At 68.4% G+C, this 17790-nt stretch carries 16 protein-coding genes; 6 read left to right on the top strand and 10 right to left on the bottom strand.

Going from position 1 to position 17790, the window contains the following annotated elements:
- Positions 1-10: 10 nt before the first annotated feature.
- From AC6LJW_RS09145 to AC6LJW_RS09135, 3 genes are all read left to right on the top strand, one after another.
- Entirely contained in the window at positions 11-1378 is a 1368-nt protein-coding gene (locus AC6LJW_RS09145; protein ID WP_056570043.1) for a mechanosensitive ion channel family protein, read from the top strand.
- A 152-nt stretch (positions 1379-1530) separates the two neighbouring features.
- Positions 1531-3597 carry an NAD(+) synthase gene (locus tag AC6LJW_RS09140; RefSeq protein WP_498087021.1) on the top strand — a complete coding sequence of 689 codons (2067 nt, stop codon included), beginning with the start codon at positions 1531-1533 and terminating at the stop codon, positions 3595-3597.
- A 189-nt stretch (positions 3598-3786) separates the two neighbouring features.
- The gene (locus AC6LJW_RS09135) at positions 3787-4125 is read left to right on the top strand and encodes a P-II family nitrogen regulator (RefSeq protein WP_006386376.1); all 339 of its coding nucleotides are present in this window, start codon (positions 3787-3789) and stop codon (positions 4123-4125) included.
- 42 nt (positions 4126-4167) lie between these two features.
- On the opposite strand, the gene gspF is transcribed toward AC6LJW_RS09135, so the two are convergent.
- Positions 4168-5373, bottom strand: a complete 1206-nt coding sequence (gspF, locus tag AC6LJW_RS09130; RefSeq protein ID WP_498087020.1) for a type II secretion system inner membrane protein GspF — start codon at positions 5371-5373, stop codon at positions 4168-4170.
- A gap of 176 nt (positions 5374-5549) precedes the next feature.
- Here gspF and gspD point away from each other — a divergent pair, with 176 nt between their 5' ends.
- Positions 5550-7913, top strand: coding sequence for a type II secretion system secretin GspD (gspD, locus tag AC6LJW_RS09125; RefSeq protein WP_498087019.1), 2364 nt, complete (start codon positions 5550-5552; stop codon positions 7911-7913).
- Entirely contained in the window at positions 7910-9337 is a 1428-nt protein-coding gene (gspE, locus tag AC6LJW_RS09120; RefSeq protein ID WP_056570048.1) for a type II secretion system ATPase GspE, read from the top strand. The genes gspD and gspE overlap by 4 nt, the downstream gene beginning before the upstream one ends.
- 69 nt (positions 9338-9406) lie before the next feature.
- On the opposite strand, the gene gspN is transcribed toward gspE, so the two are convergent.
- The 9 genes from gspN to AC6LJW_RS09075 form a co-directional block, all read right to left on the bottom strand.
- Positions 9407-10171, bottom strand: a complete 765-nt coding sequence (gene gspN, locus AC6LJW_RS09115; protein WP_056570050.1) for a type II secretion system protein N — start codon at positions 10169-10171, stop codon at positions 9407-9409.
- Positions 10171-10755: a type II secretion system protein M gene (locus AC6LJW_RS09110; protein WP_056570052.1), complete on the bottom strand. Its 585-nt coding sequence runs from the start codon at positions 10753-10755 to the stop codon at positions 10171-10173. Before AC6LJW_RS09110 ends, gspN begins: the two co-directional genes overlap by 1 nt.
- Positions 10752-11744 (bottom strand): type II secretion system protein L, encoded by a 993-nt coding sequence (locus tag AC6LJW_RS09105; RefSeq protein WP_498087018.1) that lies wholly within the window; start codon positions 11742-11744, stop codon positions 10752-10754. Before AC6LJW_RS09105 ends, AC6LJW_RS09110 begins: the two co-directional genes overlap by 4 nt.
- Positions 11741-12727, bottom strand: a complete 987-nt coding sequence (gene gspK, locus AC6LJW_RS09100; RefSeq protein ID WP_498087017.1) for a type II secretion system minor pseudopilin GspK — start codon at positions 12725-12727, stop codon at positions 11741-11743. Before gspK ends, AC6LJW_RS09105 begins: the two co-directional genes overlap by 4 nt.
- A complete protein-coding gene (locus AC6LJW_RS09095; protein ID WP_056570057.1) occupies positions 12724-13335 on the bottom strand; it encodes a type II secretion system protein GspJ in 612 nt (203 codons plus the stop codon). The genes gspK and AC6LJW_RS09095 overlap by 4 nt, the downstream gene beginning before the upstream one ends.
- A complete protein-coding gene (gene gspI / locus AC6LJW_RS09090) occupies positions 13332-13775 on the bottom strand; it encodes a type II secretion system minor pseudopilin GspI (protein WP_056570059.1) in 444 nt (147 codons plus the stop codon). Before gspI ends, AC6LJW_RS09095 begins: the two co-directional genes overlap by 4 nt.
- Positions 13762-14250 carry a type II secretion system minor pseudopilin GspH gene (gene gspH / locus AC6LJW_RS09085; RefSeq protein WP_498087016.1) on the bottom strand — a complete coding sequence of 163 codons (489 nt, stop codon included), beginning with the start codon at positions 14248-14250 and terminating at the stop codon, positions 13762-13764. The genes gspI and gspH overlap by 14 nt, the downstream gene beginning before the upstream one ends.
- Positions 14222-14650: a type II secretion system major pseudopilin GspG gene (gene gspG / locus AC6LJW_RS09080; protein ID WP_056570063.1), complete on the bottom strand. Its 429-nt coding sequence runs from the start codon at positions 14648-14650 to the stop codon at positions 14222-14224. Before gspG ends, gspH begins: the two co-directional genes overlap by 29 nt.
- Before the next feature lie 91 nt (positions 14651-14741).
- Complete coding sequence (locus AC6LJW_RS09075) at positions 14742-15185, bottom strand: hypothetical protein (RefSeq protein WP_498087015.1); 444 nt, start codon at positions 15183-15185, stop codon at positions 14742-14744.
- Positions 15186-15623: 438 nt separating this feature from the next.
- Between AC6LJW_RS09075 and AC6LJW_RS09070 the strand changes: the two genes are divergently transcribed.
- On the top strand, positions 15624-17633 hold the full coding sequence (locus AC6LJW_RS09070; protein WP_498087014.1) for an alkaline phosphatase family protein: 2010 nt from the start codon (positions 15624-15626) through the stop codon (positions 17631-17633).
- Positions 17634-17790: the final 157 nt, after the last annotated feature.

Below are 17790 nucleotides of genomic sequence, written 5' to 3'. Positions count from 1 at the left end.
GTACGGATCCATGCCCCTGGAATGGGAAGAGCTAGTCACCCAACTTGATACCCACATGCCGCGGGAGATCTGGGCGCAGACGCTGATCGGAATCGGCGTGCTCATCCTGACCGCGCTGTTCGTGCAGTGGGTCGTCGCGCGCGTCGTCCTCTTGCTGGCGCACCGGCTGCTGGTGGCCAGCGGCCGCGTCGACTGGGACAAGGCGCTGCAGCGCCGCCGCGCGTATCAGAATCTTTGGTACGCGGTGCCGTTTGCGGTGGTGTCCGTGGGCATCGACCTGGTGCCCCACGCCGAACGGGCGATCTCCGTCGTGGGCCGGCTGGCGCACGCGGGCGCCTGGATCTGCGTGTTCATTGCGTTCTCGGGCGTGCTGAGCGCCTGGCAGGACACCTATTCAGCCACGACCCGCGCGCAGACCCGGTCCATCAAGGGCTACATCCAGATCGGCAAGCTCATCCTGGCGGCCGTATGCACCGTTCTGGTGCTTTCCATCCTGATCGACCGCTCGCCGCTGTGGATGATCTCCGGCCTGGGCGCGCTGTCGGCGGTGCTGCTGCTGGTCTTCAAGGACACGCTGCTGTCGCTGGTGGCCAGCACGCAGCTCACCAGCAACGACATGCTGCGCATCGGCGACTGGATCGAGATGCCGCAATGCAACGCCGACGGCTTTGTCAAAGACATCGCGCTGCATACCGTCAAAGTGCAGAACTGGGACAACACCGTCACCACGGTGCCGACCTACAAGCTGTTCTCGGAAAGCTACCGCAACTACCGGCACATGTTCGAATCGGGCGGCCGGCGCATCAAGCGCACCATCCGCATCGACGCCGCCAGCGTGCGCTTTCTGGCCGACGACGAACCGCAGCGCCTGATGAAGTTCCGGCTGCTGCACGACTACCTGCAGACCAAGACCCAGGACATCGTCCAGGCCAACCAGACGCTGGGCGAACTGGCCAGCGTGCCGGCCAACCGGCGCCGGCTGACCAACATCGGCACGCTGCGCGCCTACGCGCTGGCGTACCTGAAGCAGAATCCGGAAATCCGCCAGGACATGGCGATGATGGTGCGCATGATGGAGCCCACGTCCGAGGGCATTCCGGTCGAGGTCTATTGCTTTACCGCGGTGACCGCATGGGTCGAATACGAGCGCATCCAGGGCGACGTCTTCGACCATCTGCTGGCGATCCTGCCGGAACTGGGCCTGCGCTTGTACCAGCAGCCGTCCGGGGCGGACATCGGCGCCATGGGCAGCTATCTGCGCGACAGCGCCATCCAGGCGGCGCTGTCCGCCGAGCGCGACCGGCAGGGGGCTGTCGTGGACGGCGACGCGGCCCTGCCGTTCGAGCGGGGGCTGACGGACGGCAAGATGCCGCGCTAGGCGCCCTGGCCAGCCTGCGCAGCTGTCGCGCCCGCCGCCCACACGGGGCGCGGCCGGCAGAGGGCCGTGAGATAATCCGGCGGTTGTTTCCAGGGCCTCGGAATTCCAGGCCCCCAGGCAAAACCCCCAGCGAAACTCCAGGCGAAACCCCGATGTCGAACCCGTTCTTCAACCTGTATTCCCACGGCTTCGCCCGGGTCGCGGTCGGCGTACCCGAGTGCCGGGTCGCCGATCCCGCCTTCAACGCCGCGCAGACCATCGCGCTGGCGCAGCAGGCCGCCCAGGGCGGCGCGGTGCTGGCGGCGTTCCCCGAACTGGGCCTGTCGGCCTACACCTGCGACGACCTCTTTCACCAGAAGGCCCTGCTGGACGCTTGCGAGGCCGCACTGGCGCACGTGGTTGAGGCCACGGCCGATCTGGACATCGCCATCGTCGTCGGCGCGCCGTTGCGCGTGGCCCACCAGTTGTTCAACTGCGCGGTCGTTGCCGCGGGCGGGCGCATCCTCGGGGTGGTGCCCAAGACCTATCTGCCCAATTACGGCGAGTTCTATGAAGCCCGCCAGTTCAGCGCCGCCGATTGCGCCATCGATACGCAGATCGGGCTGCTGGGCCAGACGGTCCCGTTTGGGGCCGAGCTGCTGTTCCAGATGGAAAAGCTGCCGCTGTTCCAGTTCCACGTTGAAATCTGCGAAGACGTCTGGGTGCCCATTCCCCCGTCGTCCTATGCCGCGCTGGCCGGCGCCACGGTGCTGGTCAACCTGTCGGCCTCCAATATCGTCGTCGGCAAGTCCGAATACCGCCACCAGCTCGTCTCGCAGCAATCGGCGCGCTGCTTGTCGGCCTACATGTACACGTCGGCGGGGCGCGGCGAATCCTCGACGGATCTGGCCTGGGACGGCCAGGCGCTCATCTACGAAAACGGCGAGCTGCTGGCCGAATCCGAGCGCTTCCTGAACCATTCCCACCTGGTGTTTTCGGACGTCGACCTGGAACGCCTGTCGCGCGAGCGCATGCGCCAGAGCACCTTCGGCCAGTCCGTGCGCCGCCATCAGGACGAGGTCCGCAAGTTCCGCCGCGTGGCGGTGCCGGTCAATCCGCCCCTTGAAGACACCGAGCTGCCGCTCGAACGCCGCGTGGCGCGCTTCCCCTATGTGCCGGCCGACCCCCAGCGCCGCGACGCGCGCTGCAAGGAGGTCTACAACATCCAGGTGCAAGCGCTGGCGCAGCGGCTGTCGGCCAGCGGCATGAAGAAGGTGGTCATCGGTATTTCGGGCGGGCTGGATTCCACGCACGCGCTGCTGGTCTGCGCCAAGGCCATGGACGCCCTGGACCTGCCGCGCGCCAACATCCTGGCCGTCACGATGCCGGGTTTTGCCACCAGCACCCGCACGCTGCAGCAGGCGCGCCGTCTGATGGCGGTAGTGGGCTGCACGGCGTCCGAGATCGACATCCGCCCGAGCTGCCTGCAGATGCTCAAGGACCTGGGCCATCCCTATGCGAACGGCGAGCCCGTCTACGACATCACGTTCGAAAACGTGCAGGCGGGCGAGCGCACCAACCATCTGTTCCGCCTGGCCAACTTCAGCAATGCCATCGTCATCGGCACGGGCGACCTGAGCGAACTTGCACTGGGTTGGTGCACGTACGGCGTGGGCGATCACATGTCGCACTACAGCGTCAACGCCAGCGTGCCCAAGACGCTGATCACGCACCTGGTGCGCTGGGTGGCTGAATCCGGCCGCCTGGGCGACGACGGTGCGCAGGTGCTGCTGGACGTGCTGGGCACGGACGTCAGCCCCGAACTGGTGCCCGGCGGCGCGGACGACAAGCCCGAGCAAAAGAGCGAGGCGTCGATCGGCCCCTATGAATTGCAGGACTTCAACCTTTACTACACGCTGCGCTACGGCTTTGCGCCGACCAAGGTCGCGTTCCTGTCGTGGACGGCATGGCGCGACCGCGAGGCCGGCGCCTGGCCCGAAGCCGGACACGTCGCCCGCAACCAGTACGACCTGGCCGCCATCAAACGCAACCTGAAGATCTTCCTGGACAAATTCTTCCGGACCAGCCAGTTCAAGCGCACCTGCATCCCGAACGCGCCCAAGGTGGGCTCCGGCGGTTCGCTGTCGCCGCGCGGCGACTGGCGCGCGCCCAGCGACTCGGAATCGGTGGTCTGGATGCGGGAAGCCGACCGGATCCCGGACGAGGCGCCGGGCGTCTGACAGAAAACCGCATGGGGGCGGATACCGATCGCGCGGACACCGATCGTTACCGAAGCGATCGGTCCGGGTCTTCCCGTGCGGCGTAGGGCTGGCCCTTGCGCGGTGGTATTCTCTCGTTCATCGCGCTCCGTCCCACGCAACAGCCGCCGGCGGCGCGCCGCACAGATCAAAAAACCCAGGACGACCAACGTGAAACAAGTCACCGCCATCATCAAACCCTTCAAGCTCGACGAAGTCCGCGAGGCGCTGGCGGAAGTCGGCGTCAGCGGGCTGACCGTCACCGAAGTCAAGGGTTTCGGCCGCCAGAAGGGCCACACCGAACTCTATCGCGGCGCCGAATACGTGGTCGACTTCCTGCCCAAGATCCGCGTTGAAGTCGTGCTGCCGGACGATCAGGTGGAAGCCGCCATCGAAGCCGTCGTCAAGGCCGCGCGCACCGGCAAGATCGGCGACGGCAAGATCTTCGTGACCCCGGTGGAGCAGGCCATCCGCATCCGCACCGGCGAGAGCGACGAAGAGGCGCTCTGATCCGCATCTTTCACGGGCCGCGCCAACACGCGGCCCGTATTCCTACCTGATCAACTGGTTCATCTCCAGGATCGGCATCATCACTGCCAGCACGATCAGCAGGACAAATCCCCCCATCAGCAGTATCAGCGCCGGCTCCAGCAGGGCCGTCATCGCCATCGCGCGCCGCTCCAGGTCGCGCGACAGGTTCTGCGCGCCCCGGTCCAGCAACTCGGGCAGGCGGCCCGTCTTTTCGCCGCTGGCGATCAGGTGCACCAGCAGCGACGGAAAGACCTTCTGCGCGCCGAGCGATGACGACAGCGCCGCGCCTTCGCGCACCCGCGCCGCGGCCTCATCCACTGCCAGGCGAAGCACGTCGTTGCTGAGCGTGCGGCGCGCCGCCTCCAGCGCGGTCAACAGGGCCACGCCGCTGCCCGACAGGATGGCGAGTGTGGATGCAAAGCGCGCGGCATTCACCCCCAGCACGAATCGCCCGGCCAGCGGCAGCCGCAGCACCCGCGCGTGCCAGGCCCGCCGCGCGGCCGGCGCCCGCAGCGTGTAGCGCCACAGCGCGATGAGCGCCACCACGGCGATGCCCGTCATCGCGCCCCATTCGCGCACGTAGTCCGACAGGCCCAGCATCACGCGCGTCAGCATCGGCAATTCCTGCTTGGCCTGGCTGAAGGCCGACACCACCTGCGGCACCACATAGCCCAGCAGGAAGATGACGATGACCACCGACACGCTGGCCACCACCGCGGGGTAGATGAACGCCGTCATGACCTTGCTGCGCAGGGTGTTGCGTTCCTCGATGTAGTCGGCCAGCTTTTCCATGACTTGCGCCAGGTCGCCCGATTCTTCGCCCGCGCCGATCAGCGCGCGATAGATCTCGGGAAAGTCGCGAGGGCGCGAGGCCAGCGCGGCGGACAGGCGATGGCCGGCGCGCACGTCGTCGCGCACGCCGCCCAGCGTGGCGGCGATGTGCTTTTTCTCGGCCTGTTCCAGCGTGGCGCTGAGCGCGGCGTCCAGCGGCAGGCGCGCGGCCAGCAGGCTGGCGAGCTGGCGCGTCAGCCACGCAAGATCCGCATCTGACAGACGCGTGCGCAGCGCCGCGCCGAGGCCTTCGGCGCGCGCCGCCAGCGAGGTCGACAGCGGCAGCAGACCGCGGCCGCGCAACTGGTTGCGGGCGCCGCGTTCGGAGTCGGCGTCGATCGTGCCGCGCACGATTTTTCCGAGCGCGTCGGTGGCTTCATAGCGAAAGGAGGGCATGACTGTAATAAAGCGGAAGCACCTGCCGAAATCGCCAAGAGCCCCGAATTTAAAGGGTTTCCAGCCCGTCACCTTGCCTTGGAAATATGACCGGGATGTTGCAGTCACACCCCGTATACTCCGACGCGCTTTCACGTTTTCTCAAACGATTTCACGTCTCGGGCAACTATTTCGTCATGCGTCACATCGCGCAATTCAGCCTTGCTTTCCTGCTTGTTGCAAGCCAACTCGGACCCGCCGTCAGCACGGCTCACGCACAACAGGCGGACAACCGCGTCAGCCTGAACTTCGTCGATACGGACATCCCCGCGGTGTTGCGCGCGCTGTCCCTGTTCACGCAGCGCAACTTCCTGGTGGACCCCCGCGTCAAGGGCAAGCTCACGCTGGTTTCGGACCGGCCGGTGGATAGCGCGCAGGCCCTGTCCATGCTGACCGGCGCGCTGCGGCTTCAGGGTTTTGCCATCGTCGACGTGGACGGCGTGACGCGCGTGGTGCCCGAGGCCGATGCCAAGCTGCAAGGCAGCGCCGTCGTGGGCGGCCCCAAGCCGGCGGGCAGCGCGACCGCTGTGGGGGGCAGGGCGCCCGTGCCCGTGTCGTCCTTTGCCAAGCGCGGCGGCAACAGCGGTGAAATGCTGACGCGCGTGTTCCCCCTGAAGTACGAGAACGCCGCGAACCTGGTGCCGGTGCTGCGCCCCATGGTGCCGCCGAACAACCCGATCAACGCGTATCCCGGCAACAACACGCTGGTCGTGACGGACTATGCCGACAACCTGGAACGCATCGCCGCCGTGATCGCGCGCATCGACGTGCCCAGTTCGATGGACACCGACGTCGTGCCGGTGCAGTCGGCCATCGCGACGGACATCGCCATCCTGGCCTCGCAGTTGCTGGATACGCAGAGCAGCGATCCGACGCAGCGCATCGCCATCGTGGCGGATCCGCGCAGCAACAGCGTGCTGGTGCGCTCGGGCAGTCCGGCTCGCACGCGGCTCGCGCGCGAGCTGATCCAGAAGCTGGACGCGCAGCAGAACCGCGCGGGCAACCTGCACGTGGTCTACATGCGCAACGCGCAGGCCACGCGCATTGCCGAGGTGCTGGGCGGGCTGCTGACGGGCCAGGCCAATTCGGCGCCGGGCGCGGCCCCGGGCGCCAGCAGCACCGGCGGCACGCAGGGCGGAGCGCGTGCGCAGAACACGGCCAGCAGCACGTCGAACCAGGCCGGGCTCGGCATGTCCAGCCAGTCGGGCTCGTCGCGCGGCGGCCTGTCCGGCGAACAGGAGCGCATCGCGCGCGAAGACAACACGTCGCAGGCGGTGTCATATTCCGCGGGCGGCGCCACCATCCAGGCGGACCCGGCCACCAACTCGCTCATCATCTCCGCGCCCGAGCCGCTGTACCGCAGCCTGCGTGAAGTGATCGACCAGCTTGACCAGCGTCGCGCGCAGGTGCTGGTGGAAAGCCTGATCGTGGAAGTCAGCGAGGAAAAGGCCGCGGAATTCGGCATCCAGTGGATGACGGGCGCGGGCAACATCAACAGCAACGGCACCAGCTTCATCGGCGGCACGAATCTGGGCGGCAGCGGCATCACCGGCAACGGCCCGACGTCCATTGACGCGCTGGGCGGCGGCTTGAGCCTGGGCGTGGTGAAGGGCACGGTGGACGTGCTGGGCAACGAAGTCATCAACCTGGGCGTGCTGGCGCGCGCCATGCAGAACACCGGCGAAGCCAACATCCTGTCCACGCCCAACCTGCTGACGCTGGACAACCAGTCGGCCAGCATCCTGGTGGGCAAGACGGTGCCGTTCGTGACGGGGCAGTACGTGACGTCGGGCAGCAACGGCAGCTCGAACCCGTTCCAGACGATCGAACGCGAGGACGTGGGCCTCAAACTCAACATCCGCCCGCAAATCTCCGAGGGCGGCGCGGTCAAGCTGGACATCTATCAGGAAGTCAGCAGCATCGACGAAAGCCGCTCCAACGCCACCACCGGCATCGTCACCAACAAACGCGCCATCGACACCAGCGTGCTGATCGACGACGGCCAGATCATCGTGCTGGGTGGCCTGCTGGAAGACAACGTGACGCTGACGTCCAACAGCGTGCCGGGCCTGGGCTCGCTGCCCGTGATCGGTTCGCTGTTCCGCTACGACACGCGCAAGCGCACCAAGACCAACCTGATGGTGTTCCTGCGTCCCTACGTGGTGCGCGACGCCAACCGCAGCGCCAGCGTCACGATGGACCGCTACGACTACATGCGCCGCGCGCAGGGCGCCGTGCAGCCGCGCGACCACTGGGCGTTGCCGGACATGCAGGCGCCCATCCTGCCGCTGCCCGGGTCGGCGCCGTCGGTGTCCAATAACGCCTACGACCTGCGTCCCGAACAGCAGGCGCAAACGCTGCGCCGCCCGCCGCCCACGACGGTGGAAACCTTCGCGGTGCGCCAGTATCCCGGCACGCCGCCCGCGCCTGCGCAGCAGCCTATCCGCGCGCCCCGGCCGCTCATGATGACGGTGGCGGTGGACCCCGAGACGCTGCTATGAGCGCGCACCCCTTGCCCTATGCCTGGGCCCGCGCGCAGCGCGCGGTGCTGTCGCTGCGCGGGGGGCAGGCGCAGTTGACGGTCAGCCCGCGCACGCCCGACTGGGCGGTGCGCGAAATCCGGCGCTGCCACGGCGATATCGGCCTGACGCAGATCGACGACGAGGCGCTGGAGACGTTGCTGACGGCGGCGTACAGCCACTCGGAAGACGCGGCGTCGGTCATGGGCGTGGCGGAAAACGAGATCGACCTGGACCGCCTGATGCAGGACATGCCCGAGGTGGCGGACCTGCTGGAAGCGCAGGACGACGCGCCCGTGATCCGCATGATCAACGCGCTCTTTGCGCAGGCTGCGCGCGACGGCGCCAGCGACATCCACATCGAACCCTTTGAAACGCATTCCGTGGTGCGCTACCGCGTCGACGGGACGCTGCGCGATGTGGTGTCGCCGCGCAAGGCGCTGCACGCCGCGCTGATTTCGCGCATCAAGATCATGGCGCACCTGGACATCGCCGAAAAACGGCTGCCGCAGGATGGCCGCATCGCGCTGCGCGTGGGCGGGCGGCCGATCGACGTGCGCGTGTCCACGCTGCCGACCGGGCATGGCGAACGCGCCGTGCTGCGTCTGCTGGATAAGGAGGCGGGACGCCTGCAACTGGAAAAGCTGGGCATGAGTCCCGGCGTGCTTGCGCAGCTGGACCGCCTGATCCGCCAGCCGCACGGCATCGTGCTGGTGACCGGCCCGACCGGCAGCGGCAAGACCACCACCCTGTATGCGGCGCTGAGCCGGCTGGACGCCTCCACCAGCAACATCCTGACGGTGGAAGACCCTATCGAATACGACCTGGCCGGCATCAGCCAGACGCAGGTCAACGCGAAGATCGACATGAGCTTTGCGCTGGCCCTGCGCGCCATCCTGCGCCAGGACCCGGACGTCATCATGATCGGCGAAATCCGCGACCTGGAAACCGCGCAGATCGCGGTGCAGGCCTCGCTGACGGGCCACCTGGTGCTTGCCACGCTGCACACCAACGATTCGGTGTCGGCGGTCACGCGACTCACTGACATGGGGGTCGAGCCCTTCCTGCTGGCGTCGTCATTGCTGGGCGTGCTGGCGCAACGCCTGGTGCGAAAGCTATGCCCGGCGTGCAAGGCGCCGTCGATGCTGGACGGCGTGCAGGTGTTCCACCCCGTCGGCTGCGAGGCCTGCAACCACACCGGCTATAGCGGCCGTTCCGGCATCCACGAGCTGTTCACGGTAGACGACGAGGCCCGCCGCCTGATCCACGAAGGCCGCGACGAACGCGAACTCCGCCGCGCGGCGGCGGCATCGGGGATGCGCAGCATGCGCGAGGACGGGCAGCGGTGGGTGGACACGGGGCAGACATCGCCAGAGGAAATCCTGCGCGTGACACGGGACGCGTAGCGCCCGAAACCACTTGGTGTCAGACACCTTACTTACTAAACGGTGTCTGACACCTTCTCGCAATCGCCCCTATCGCCCGGATTTCCCCACGCCGAACGTCACCGTGTCGCCCGAGCGGCGGCCTAGCGTCGACATCAGTCCGTCCAGCGCGGCGCGGTCGGCATCGCTGGCTGACTGGGCGAACGTGGCTTCGCCCTGGAAGTTGATGCCCCGGGGGCCGGTGCCGCCCTGGCCCTTGACGTCGAGCAGGCCGCTTTCCGTGCTGAGGGTCAGCGTGGCGCCGGTTTTGCCGCCCTGCACGCGCAGCAGGTAAGTGCCCACCGGCGTGATGGGCGTGAGGGCAGTCGCGGCGTTGCGCCAGCGCAGGTCGACGGCCGGGCCGGGGGGAAGCGGGGCGCCCAGGCGCAGGGGTTGCCAGCTGATCTCCAGCATGCCTTGCGGCGACAACGTGTTCCACGGTGCGCCGAGCGCGGGCAGGACCGTCGCCGGCATGCGCAGGGACGACGCCGGGACCGCCAGACCGTTCCATCCCGGGCGCGCGCGCAGGGTGCCTTGCAGCCAGGGATGCGCAATGTCGAGCGCCAGCGTGTCCCAGCGCCAGTGCCATTGCACCGGTTGAGGGAGCACGCGGCGCGCGCCTTGGGAGCCAAGTGCGATCCAGGCGCTGCCGCGCCACAGCGTGCCGCTGGCGTCGGCCAGCGTGACCGGCGCGTCGTCGGGCAAGAGCGCCAGCACCCAGCGTGCGGGCAGCACGGCAGCGCCGGCGGCTGCGGCGCATAGGACGCCGGCGATCCACAAACTTGCGACGCGGCGCGAGGGAAGTTTCGCGGACATCAGTGGCTCCCCGCCGCCTGCGGCGGCAGCAACTCGACCTTGCCGTTGACCAGTCCCGGCAGCGGCCGCCCATTGGCGTTCGCGGCGCGCGTCAGGTCGACGTGCGAGATCGCCAGCCCCCAGTCGCGCCCTGCGCCGTCCAGCCAGCGCATCAGCGCCGAGGACGGCGCCTGGTCCAGCGACAGTTCCACGCCGCCCGCATCGGCATCCGCCAGCGTCCACTGCCCCGCGGGCAGGCCGGCGCGCTCCAGGCTGGCCGCCAATTCCGCTGTGCTGGGCATCGCGCCCGCAGGCGCGGCGCTGCGTTGGCGCAGGGCGGACGCTTGCGCGGTCAGGTCGGCGACTGTGGCGGCCTGGGCGCGCAGTCCCGGCAGCTCGGCCTGCAGCTTGCGCACCGTATTCAGGGCCGGTTCTATCAGGGTGACGAAGACGATCGCCGCGCCAAGTAGCAGGGCAGCGCCGGCGACGAGGCGGCGTTCGCGCGGGGCCAGCGCCTGGTAGCGCTGGCGGGCGCGTGCGAGCGCCGGGTCCACGGGTTTGCGCGCGGCCTGCCACGCGGCTTGAAGTCGGTAAAGCGGTTTCATGGTTGGCTGCGCACGATGCGCCAGGTGTTGTCGGTGTCGCCGCGTTCAAGCTTCAACCCCAGAGCGGCGGCCTGCTGGATCAGCGCGGGAGTCTCGGCGACGCGTTGCGCCTGCGGGCCGGCGTCCGCAAGCTGCAACGTGAGCGCCTGGCCCGCGTAGGTCAGATGCGCGACCTTGTCGGCGGCAAAGGGCAGTGCCTGTGCGGCCGCGCGCGCCAACGGCAGGAAGTCGCCGGCGTTGGCGGCGCCACGGTTGGCCTGCAACGCGTCCAGCCCTTGCTGCGCCTGACGCGCAGGATCCAGCACCACCGGCACGTTGGGAAAGGCCGCCAGCACCTGGTCGTGCATGCCGCGCTTCAAGGTGTCGGCCTCGCCGCGCAGCTGCGCTGCATAGATATTCAGTCCGGCAATCCACACGACGGCGGCCAGCGCGCCCCAGCGCCACACCGGCTGCCAGCGCGACACGCTGACCGGGGCAAGCTGCGGCATTGCCAGCGACCATGCTGGCGACGGCGCGTGCCAGCGCGGATCGGCAGGGTCGCGCAAGGGCGCATCCGTGACCGGCGCCAGCGCCTGCGGGGCGATCAGCGCGCGCACGCGCAGGCCGTGCTGGCTCAGCAGACCCCAAGCGCGCCGGACCGGCTCGCGCGGAGACCACGCCAGGGGCACGGAGCCGTCCGCCGCGCGCGTGCCGTATCCGATCGCCAGGCTGTCCAGGTCGCTGAGGACCAGCGGTTCCAGCGCGCCGCGCACGGCCGCGCCGAAATGCGCGCGCGCCACCGCCGGAATCTGCACCGTCGCCGCGATGACGTCGGCAGGATGCAGCACGGCTTCACACATGGCCTGCGGCCAGGCGTTTCCGAGGGCGCGCAGGGCCAGTTCGCCTTGCCGCACGCAGTGGCCGCGCCGGTCGAACCAGGCATAGGGCAGTGGCGAATCGGCGCCAAATTCCTCCAGCGCGGGCAGGGCGATGCGCAGGGTGTTCTTCAAGGTGTTTCTCTCGTCCAGATGGTTTCGGGAGCGGCCGGCGGGGCGCTGCGCATCAGCGCCTGCATGGAGACGCGCGCCCGTTCGTAGACCACGGTGCCGCTGGCCAGGAACCAGCCGCTGTTGGTGGAGACGGACGGGGCAGGCGTCTTCACGCCCGTCCCCGCCAGCCGATTGGCGAAGTCGCCGGTGTTGTTGAACCAGTTGCCGCGATCGCGCTCGCCCGCCATCGCGCGCGCCTGGGCCAGCGACAGCCCCGGCACCAGCGCCGCGATGACCTCGGCCGGCGCCGTGTTGACGTTAACGGTGGTGGCCGAAGGCAGCAGCGTCATCGTGCGCCGGAGCGCATTGCGCATCGGCGGCTCCAGCCCCAGCAGGGCGGCCACTTCGTCAACCCCGCGCGGCAATGGCGCGCGCGCCTGCGGCCCGGGCCGCGCCGCGGTATTCGGGGCGTCGGCCGCCAGCGCGGGCGGCTGGGCGGACGCCACGATGTCGACGATCCTCGCAGCCAGCGTCTCCGGCAGTTCCAGCGTGCCCAGCAGACGCCGCAGAATGTCTTCCTGCTCCGGTTGCGGCACGCCGTTACGCGCCAGGTTGTAAAGGTTGTACTTGCCCTGCTCGTCCTGAACCCCGCCCGAAAACACGGCCACGCGATCGTCGCCGGGGCGTTCGATGCGGGTGTCCAGCACCGGCGTGGCCCAGATCTGGTCGCCGCGGGTGGTGGGCTCGCGACGGCCGTGGTCACGCACCACCAGCCGCGCCCAGTCGATCCCGCCCGCCAGCATCGCACGCGCCTGCACCCGCGCCAGTTCGTTTTCCACGCGCCGCGTGCTGGCGGTCTGGCGCTGGAACAGGCTGGTGGTCAGCGCGGCTACGATGGCAACGACGATCAGCGCGCTGACGACCGCCGCGCCGCGTTGGCGGGCAGCGCTGGGGGTGTTGCGCGCGCCACTCGCGCCGTGGGCATGAACCACCGCGCCGTTCATGGCAGCTCCAGGATGCGCGTATAGCGCCGCAGGTCGCCCGGCACGCCGCGTTCAAAAGCAATCTCCAGGCCACTGGGCGCGGCCCCAAACGAGGCGTTCGCATCTGCCCAGCCCACGCCTGGCACCCACGCGCGAAGCGCAAGGGACCGTACCCCCGGCAGCAGCAGCACGCCGTCGTTCGCCGCAGGCAGCGGGCTGCGCGGCGCGGACGGGCCGCTGGCGCGCCACAGGCCGTCACGGCGAACCTGCCACTGGACCCGCTGCCACAACCCGTTGCCATCAGGATCGGGGCGCAGGATTTCCAGTGTCTGCCCGCCCGCCGCGCGCGGCAGCAGGCGCAGGCCCGTCGTGAACGCCACCGCGTCCAGTCCCGGCGAATCAAAGGCGGGACCCGTATAGGACAACTCGACGTCGCGCGCCATCTGGCCCAGCGTGCGCACGATGGCATCCGTGTCCTCGGCCTGCGCGGCGATCAGATCGCGCGCGCCGGACACGCTGGCCAAGCCGCGCCAGGCCATCAGACTGACCAGCGCCATCAGCGCCAGGGCGACCAGCACTTCGATCAGCGTGAAGCCAGCCTGCGATTGCGGAGAGCGGCGCATCGTCATCGCAAACTGGACAGCAGTCCGTCGAGCTGCAGCAAAATCGCCCCGTCACGCGGAGACGCGGCGTCATGGACCTTCACGGACACCTGCCGAAAGCTGCGGTTCATCGAATTCGTGAAGACCAGTTCGCATTGCAGCGCCAGACCGCCTTGCGGGCACGGCACCATCTGCGTGCCGGCGCGCGGCAGGGCTTGTTCCAGCCGCAATTGCGTAAGCGCGTTCTGCGCCGCCAGCAGTGCCAGCGTCTTGTCCTGCAAGGCGCGATTGTTCGCGGCCATGACCCCGGTGGCACGCAGCGCCGCGCCCATCGCCACCGCGATGATTGCCAACGCGACCAGCACTTCGATCAGCGTGAAACCGCGCTCGCGGTCGCGCGGACGCGGGCATGGCGCGCCGGCGGCGGCCTCGGCAACGCCCTTGGCCGATGCGTTAACGGATCTCATAGCGCCCCGCAGCGTCGCGTTGCAGCGTGACGTGTCCATCAGCCGCGCTCAGCGTCAGCGTCATCGGTGCGGCAACCCATTCCGTATTGAAGATCAGCGGACGATCCGGATCCAGGCGCCATTGCACCGGGGCCGCGGACCAGGACTGCGGACGCAGAACCTCGTCGCGTTCGAGCCGGTCGGGGGGCACCGGAATGTCGTCCTGCGCGGTGGGACCCGGCGCGCGGCCCGCGCGCTCGAACGACCAGCCCTGGCCGTTCGCCAGCCAGCGGATGTTGCGTCCGTCGCTGCGGGCTTCGCTTTGCGCCACGGTGAACGCGTCGGCCAGGCGTTCGGCATCGGCGCGCAGGCCGTTGTCGCTCCGGCCGACGGACAGGCTCACCATGCTCGCGGCAATGGCCACGATCACCAGCACCACCAGGACTTCGACCAGCGTGAAACCGCGCTCAGAGTTCCCAGGAACCGATGTCGGCATCGCCGCTTTCTCCGCCGGGCTTGTTGTCGGCGCCAAACGAGAAGACGTCGACGTCGCCTTTGACGCCGGGGCTCAGATATTGATAGGGATGGCCCCACGGATCGTTGGGCAGCTTGTCCAGATAACCGCGCCAGTTGGCCACGCCGTCAGGCTTTTGCGCCAGCGCGCGCAGACCCTGGGCGGTGGTGGGATAGCGGCCGTTGTCCAGGCGGTACAGCTTGAGCGCCTGCATGATGCCGCCGATGTCCTGGCGGGCAGCGGCCTGGCGCGCCTGGTCGGGGCGATCCAGCACACGCGGCACCACCAGCGCGGCCAGAATCCCCATGATCACAATCACCACCATGATCTCGATGAGGGTGAAGCCCTGCTGGCGGGCAAGCCCGCGCGGTAACTGACGCACTTTGCAACTCCGGTCTATCTGTTGAAGCCCGGGATTGTGGACATGAAATATGACAGTAATGCGCACCAGACTTCGCGGACCTGTCACGCGCCTACTTCTCCCGCGTAATCCCGCCCGGCGCATCCTGGGCCGCCGGCGCCGCCAGACGGCTGGCGCGGCCCGACTGTTCAACCGTCACGGCATCCGCCGCGATGTCACGCAGCAAAATTCCCGGCGCCACCTCCGCCCCGGCACGCCATGCCAGCGGCGGCCCGCCGTCCACGCTCAACACCGCCGCGCCGTCAGGACCGGCTGCAATCACGCCCAGCACCGTGATCTGCGTTCGCATGGCTTCATCCTTGCCGAACCACAGCGCGACCGGCGTGTTGTCGGCCGCCCGCGGCGCGGCGGCAGAGACGGCCGGGGGCAGGGGGCCGGGCTGCGGCGCAAGCAGAATCGACGCCCACACGCCAAGCCCCGCGGCAAATGCCAGCACGGCAAGAACACGCAGCGCGGCGGGCGCGGAGGGCAGGGGCAGGCGCAGGGACAAAGGCATGGCATTCAGGCACGGTCAACAAGACGCGGCCGACTATAGCGGCGTTTCATGACAGTCATGCAATAGCGGCGATGTGGCGGTGTCTGACACCCTGGGGAGGTCGTCGTCGGCTTGTAGCGCCGTCTCAGCGGGTGTCAGACACCTGGGCAATACGCGCGACGCACCAGCCACACGCAAAGCGTCAGCACGACGCCGCAAGACACCGCCGCACCGGACGCCTCAAGAACTCATCCCCCCGGGCCGCCGCCGCAAACCCTGCACTCCCTTGCCTCCCAAGCAATCAACCCGACCAAAATCCACCCCAGCATTGCGTCATACGCAAAAGAATCCTGATTCAGCAATCAGGGTTTCTCTCCTTTGCTTCACGGGTCTTTCACGTTCGGTCTCCACCATGTCGGCCAGCGTAAGACCCCCTTCATGAAAAAGAGAAGAGAAGCAATGCAGACATTGAATTGGAGAAGATGGTGCGCCACGTTGCTGGCGACCAGCGCGTTGGCCGGCTGTGGAGGCGGCGATGATGATGACGACGACGCGCCCGTCGCCCCACCGACACAGCCGCCCGTGACCGCCCCGGGCGAGGCGAGCGTCGACAAGGTGCTGTTTGTCGGCGTCGACGGCCTCACCTACGACGCGCTGCGTCGCGGCGCCGCCGACAACACGCTCCCCAACTTGAGCCAACTGACCGTCACCCGCGCCTGGACCGGCGGCGTCACGAACACGGTGACCCAGCAGCCCACGCTGACCGCCCCCGGCTGGGCCACCTTGCTGACCGGCCAATGGGCCGACGTGCATGGCGTGCGCTCCAATGCGCAAGGCCAGGGCATGAAAGCCCCCAGCCTGTTCCAACGCATCAAAACCGCCCAACCCGACGCCCGCACCGCCGGCGCCTTCAATTCGCCCGTCCTCGCCAGCCTGCTCGGCACCGACCGCGACGCCGGCTACGTACAGACGCTGACCGACTGCGCCGGCGCAGACGACTGCGTCGCCTCCCAAGCCCGCGACCGCATCGCCGAAGGCTACGACGTCGTCGTCGCCCAATTCGGCGCACCCGAACGCGCCGCCGCCGAAAACGGCTTCGGCGCCACCTACGAGGCCGTCATCCACCAGACCGACGCCGCCCTCGGCGTCCTGGCCAAGCAGCTCGCCGACCGCCGCGCCGCGCATCCCAACGAAAACTGGCTCATGGTCGTCGCGTCCAGCCACGGCCTCGACAAGACCGGCGGCAGCGACGGCCTGCCGTTCTCCTCCAACAAGACCATCCTGCTCGCTGCTAATCAACCGGTCCTGCTTGGCGGCAGCGCCGACGATGCCTCCTTCGATGGGGTATGGGACACCAATTGGTACGCGCTGCCCAGCGCCGCCGACGTCGCGCCCACCGTCCTCTCGCACCTCCACGCATTGCCCGAAGCCGCCGCCTACGACATGGCCGGCACCGCGCTCTCCGAGCCGCTCGCGCTGCGCCGCGTCGCCACTCGCACCTCCATGGACAACAAGAGCGTCACCGTCAGTTGGGTGCGCGTCGGCGAACCCGCCGGCGACATCGTCGTCAGCCGCGATGGCAAGGAAGTCGCGCGCCTGCCCGGCACCGCCACGGAATACGTCGACACCGGCTTCACCTTCGACGTCGAAGGCGTACATCAACTCGCCTACAGCGTCTCCGCGGGCCGCGCCGTCAGCGCCGCCCGCGCTTCGGTCGTCTACGCCAAGCCCATCTTGCTGCTGCCCTCGCTGCGCACCGGTCTCACCATGTTCTTCCCGTTCGAAGGCGACGTGGCCGACAAGGCGGCGGGCGGCGGCGCGATCACGCCGTACGACGGCGTGCAAGCCCCCGCCTACGCCGATCCCGGCATGCACGGCAAGAGCTTCCGCAACGAACGCAGTGCGGCCGCCCTGGGCGCCTTCAAGCTCGACTACCCCGCAGGCCTCATGGACAGCGTGCAGGCCTTCACCATCGGCTTCTGGTATCAGTCCGACGGCACCGCCAACGACCGGTCGATCCTGGGCAACAAGGACTACAACTCCGGCGCCAACCCCGGCATCACCATCGCCCAGTGGGCCGGTCCCGAGTTGCGCTTCAACCTGGCCGGCGGTTCGCGCGCCGACATCGAAGGCGTCAAGTTCACGGCCAACAAGCCCGTCTACATCGCCATGTCCGTCAACAAGACGACCAAGACCATGGTCGCTTACCGCTACGACAGCGAACTGGGCTTCACGCGGCTCACGAAAGCCACCGGCACCGTCAACCTCGCGCAGATCGCTGGCGTGTTCGGCCCGCATATCGGCCTGAACGAAGACGGCCGCGGCACCTACGGCATCTGCTGCGCCGGCACCAAGGGCCCGTACACGATGGTCTTTGATGACCTGGCGTTCTGGTCGCGCGAGTTGACCGAGGAAGAAGTGAAGTCCCTCGCCATGTCCGGCAAGTCCGTCTCCGAACTGTTTCCCTGAAGTCCCAAGGATAGATACCCCATGAGCAAGTCCATGATTTTGCGCGGTTTCCTGCGAGCCGGCGCGGTGCTGATGCTGACCGTCACCCTGGCCGCCTGCGGCGGCGGCGACGACGATGACGACGCGGGCACCCCCACCGACCCGGGCACCCCCACCC

The organism is Achromobacter sp. 1012554356, assembly GCF_059760815.1.
This window is presented reverse-complemented; position numbering and strand designations above follow the sequence as displayed.

What these genes read in the sequence shown, in the direction of transcription:
- AC6LJW_RS09145 (WP_056570043.1), top strand. Translation starts at nt 11, where the DNA reads ATGCCCCTGGAATGGGAAGAGCTAGTCACCCAACTTGATACCCACATG.
- AC6LJW_RS09140 (WP_498087021.1), top strand. Translation starts at nt 1,531, where the DNA reads ATGTCGAACCCGTTCTTCAACCTGTATTCCCACGGCTTCGCCCGGGTC.
- gspF (WP_498087020.1), bottom strand. Translation starts at nt 5,373, where the DNA reads ATGCCCTCCTTTCGCTATGAAGCCACCGACGCGCTCGGAAAAATCGTG.
- gspD (WP_498087019.1), top strand. Translation starts at nt 5,550, where the DNA reads ATGCGTCACATCGCGCAATTCAGCCTTGCTTTCCTGCTTGTTGCAAGC.
- gspE (WP_056570048.1), top strand. Translation starts at nt 7,910, where the DNA reads ATGAGCGCGCACCCCTTGCCCTATGCCTGGGCCCGCGCGCAGCGCGCG.
- gspN (WP_056570050.1), bottom strand. Translation starts at nt 10,171, where the DNA reads ATGTCCGCGAAACTTCCCTCGCGCCGCGTCGCAAGTTTGTGGATCGCC.
- AC6LJW_RS09110 (WP_056570052.1), bottom strand. Translation starts at nt 10,755, where the DNA reads ATGAAACCGCTTTACCGACTTCAAGCCGCGTGGCAGGCCGCGCGCAAA.
- gspK (WP_498087017.1), bottom strand. Translation starts at nt 12,727, where the DNA reads ATGAACGGCGCGGTGGTTCATGCCCACGGCGCGAGTGGCGCGCGCAAC.
- AC6LJW_RS09095 (WP_056570057.1), bottom strand. Translation starts at nt 13,335, where the DNA reads ATGACGATGCGCCGCTCTCCGCAATCGCAGGCTGGCTTCACGCTGATC.
- gspI (WP_056570059.1), bottom strand. Translation starts at nt 13,775, where the DNA reads ATGAGATCCGTTAACGCATCGGCCAAGGGCGTTGCCGAGGCCGCCGCC.
- gspH (WP_498087016.1), bottom strand. Translation starts at nt 14,250, where the DNA reads ATGCCGACATCGGTTCCTGGGAACTCTGAGCGCGGTTTCACGCTGGTC.
- AC6LJW_RS09075 (WP_498087015.1), bottom strand. Translation starts at nt 15,185, where the DNA reads ATGCCTTTGTCCCTGCGCCTGCCCCTGCCCTCCGCGCCCGCCGCGCTG.
- AC6LJW_RS09070 (WP_498087014.1), top strand. Translation starts at nt 15,624, where the DNA reads ATGCAGACATTGAATTGGAGAAGATGGTGCGCCACGTTGCTGGCGACC.